The 3221-nt window shown below is 65.4% G+C and carries 4 protein-coding genes; all 4 read left to right on the top strand.

Translation table 11 applies throughout. The features are described 5' to 3' along the window. Positions 1-562: RcpC/CpaB family pilus assembly protein (locus VFA16_RS01005; protein WP_324966025.1), on the top strand; the 562-nt coding region annotated here is incomplete at its 5' end. A 24-nt stretch (positions 563-586) separates the two neighbouring features. Further along, the gene (locus VFA16_RS01010; protein ID WP_324966026.1) at positions 587-2071 is read left to right on the top strand and encodes a type II and III secretion system protein family protein; all 1485 of its coding nucleotides are present in this window, start codon (positions 587-589) and stop codon (positions 2069-2071) included. 29 nt (positions 2072-2100) lie between these two features. Further along, entirely contained in the window at positions 2101-2742 is a 642-nt protein-coding gene (locus VFA16_RS01015; RefSeq protein WP_324966027.1) for a CpaD family pilus assembly protein, read from the top strand. 89 nt (positions 2743-2831) lie between these two features. Beyond that, positions 2832-3221, top strand: a 390-nt coding sequence (locus tag VFA16_RS01020) for a hypothetical protein (protein WP_324966028.1), incomplete at its 3' end; no start/stop codon positions are given.

Here is a 3221-nt window from a genome sequence, read left to right on the forward strand (position 1 = left end):
CCTCGTCCTCACTTCGAACGTCGAGGGCGGCGGCGACGGTCCGGCGCTCAAGGTATCCGAGACGATCATCCGCAACCTGCGCGTCCTTGCGACCGATCAGCGGACCGATGAGAAGGACAAGGACGGCAAGACCGTCGTGAAGACCTTCTCGAACGTGACGCTCGAGGTTACCCCGCGCATCGCCGAGAAAATCGCCGTCGCGCAGAGCCTCGGCCAGCTGTCGCTGTCGCTGCGTTCCATTGCCGACAATGACTCGGACCTGGACCGCGCGGTCGCCTCGGGCGAGGTGAAGGTGCCGGCAGGCGCCAATCCCGCCCAGGAGAAGCAAATGCTGCTCGCGATGGCCAACCGTCCGGCGGATTCGAACACCACGTTCACCACCGGCGGCGACGTCTCGCGGTTCCAGCGCCGCACCGTCCCGGCTCGTCCGCAGCAGAATCAGATGGCCGATGCCATGGCGATGGGCAAGGGGCTGGGCCAGGCGATTGCCGGCGCCGCGGGGGGCGGAGCTTCGCCAAGCCCCACCGGTGTCCGCGTCGTCCGCGGCAATGCGGTCAATTAAGTGTTCGGGTGGGAGCTCGCTAAAATGAAGACTCGCAACATCACCAGCCGGGCACGCCTCGGCACCGCGCTTGCCGCGCTGGCCATCGGCCTCACCGCGGTTGCGGCGCCGACCACGGCAAGTGCTGCGCAGCCCCGGGCCTATGCGTCGGGGTCATACCGCCCGACCGCCCAGGTCCTCCTGAACGTCGGCGAAGGGCAGATGATCAACCTGCCACGCGCAGTGTCCAGCGTCTGGACCTCGAACCCGAAGGTTGCGGACGTGTACGTCAACAGCGCGCACCAGATTAACCTGTTCGGCAAGGACGCTGGCGAATCGACAGTGATCGCCACGGCGGCCGACGGCTCGGTGGTCTATGGGGCCAAGGTCCGGGTCAACCAGAACATCAGCAACATCAACGACATCCTGCACCAGGCGATCCCGGACGCGAACATCGACGTGCGCACGGTCGGGCAGGTTGCCGTGATCAACGGCACGGTCGCTTCGCCGGAAGACGCGGCGCAAGCCGAGATGCTGGTGAAGGCGGCCCTGAACCCGGGCGTCGACGTCACCAAGGAAGGCGCTGCGCTGAACATTGTACCGGTCAGCCGACTCAAGGTGGCGACTCCGCTCCAGGTGCTTCTGAAGGTCCGTGTCGCGGAGGTCAATCGCTCGGCATTGAAGTCGATCGGCGTCAATCTTCTGAACCACAGTTCCGGCAAGACGCTGTTCAGCATCGGCCAGGGTAGCCCAGGCACGATCAACGCGGGCAACAGCACTGTCACGTTCAACAATATCGCCGGCGGGACAACGCTCGGCCTGTTCGGTCACATCTTCGGGACCGATCTTCTGGGCACCCTGGACCTGCTGCAGAACGACGGGTTCATCACGACCCTTGCCGAGCCGAACCTGACGGCCCTTTCGGGTGAAACGGCGAGCTTCCTGGCCGGCGGCGAGTTCCCAATCCCGGTCTCGCAGTCACTCGGCGCGGTCACCATCGAGTACAAGCAGTATGGCGTCGGACTCGCCTTCACGCCGATCGTCCTTCAGGACGGCCGCATCTCGATGCGCGTTCGGCCGGAAGTCAGCGAGCTCAGTGACGCCGGCTCTGTCAAGCTTAATGGCTTTACGGTCCCGGCGCTCACGACCCGCCGCGCTGAGACGACCGTCGAGCTCGGCTCCGGTCAGTCGTTCATGATTGCCGGTCTGCTTCAGAACCACGCATCGAACAGCGTCAACAAGGCGCCATTCCTCGGCGATCTGCCGATCCTCGGCGCGCTGTTCCGCTCGACTCAATATCAGCGGAACGAAACCGAGCTGGTGATCATCGTGACCCCCTATCTGGTCAGGCCTGTGTCAAGTCCGCTGGCGTCGCCCACTCGCGGCTACCGCATGCCCACGGATCCGGAGACCGTCATCGAGGGGCAGAGCTTCAAGGGCGTGAGCGGCCCCGCCGCCCGTGCCCCGCTCCCGGCCCCTGGGATGGTGACCGGCGCTGCCACAACCGCTGCTCCAGGGTTCAAGCTGTGACCCGCCGCTCGCTTAGGAAGGATGCTGCCATGCGTTCGAAATTCGGTCTCCTGCTGATCGCCTCGGCCGCGCTTGCCGGCTGCAGCTATCACGCGAGTCAGGGCGACCTGGCCGACCGCGGGGTTGAACCCGTCAATGTGCCGGTGGTGACGCGCGCCGATTACGTCTTCGATGCCGCAGCTCCGGGCGGGTCGCTGGCGCCGGCCGAGAAGGCCCGGCTCGACGCTTGGTTCCACGGCCTCGACCTGGGCTACGGCGACTCGATCTACGTTGACGCTCCCTACGCCGACGCCGCTCGTTACGAGGTTGCGCAGGTCGCGGGCAATTATGGCATGATGGTGCAGCCCGGTGCGCCCGTGACCGCGGGCACCGTGGCACCGGGGTCGGTACGGGTGATCGTTAGCCGCACGCGTGCGGAGGTCCCTGGCTGTCCGAACTGGAGCGTTCCATCTCAGCCGAACTTCAACAATCGCACGATGTCGAACTTCGGCTGCGGTGTGAACTCCAATATCGCCGCCATGGTCGCCAATCCGGAGGATCTGGTTCACGGCCGCGAGGGCACGGAAGTCGGCAACAACCAGGCCGCGACCAAGGCGATCATGCTCTACAAGTCGACGCCGCCGACCGGCTCAAAGGGCCTCCAGGCGGTCAGCCCGAAGGGGGGTAATTAATGAACGCTCCGTTCCAGGCACGCGCGGGTCTGCGCGATCCATTCACGGCGTTCGTCTGCGACGACGCCACCGCCGACATGCTTCGGCCGGTGGCTGTCGAGCACGGCTGGTCGCCGGAGAAGGTCAACAAGGGCGGGCTGCGCAATGCGGTTCAGTCGCTGTCGGTCTCGGCAAGTCCGAACATTCTGTTCGTCGACCTGAGCGAGTCCGGCGACCCGCTCAACGACATCAATGCGCTGGCGGAAGTCTGCGAGCCCGGCACGATCGTGATCGCGGCCGGCACCGTCAACGACGTCCGTCTCTACCGGGACCTCGTCGCAAGTGGCATTCACGATTACCTGCTGAAGCCGTTCACCGTCGATCAGCTGCGCGATACCTTTGCGCACGCTCAGATGATCCTGTCGGGTCCGCGTGGCGAAGCGCAAGCCGACAAGCCCCACATCATGGCCGCCGTGATCGGCGTTCGTGGCGGTGTCGGC

The sequence above is a fragment of the Mycobacterium sp. genome (assembly GCF_035653355.1).
Classification (GTDB): Bacteria; Actinomycetota; Actinomycetes; order Mycobacteriales; family Mycobacteriaceae; genus Mycobacterium.

Bases quoted from the DNA above. Each gene is read 5' to 3' on its own strand.
- VFA16_RS01010 (WP_324966026.1), top strand. From the start codon at position 587: ATGAAGACTCGCAACATCACCAGCCGGGCACGCCTCGGCACCGCGCTT.
- VFA16_RS01015 (WP_324966027.1), top strand. From the start codon at position 2,101: ATGCGTTCGAAATTCGGTCTCCTGCTGATCGCCTCGGCCGCGCTTGCC.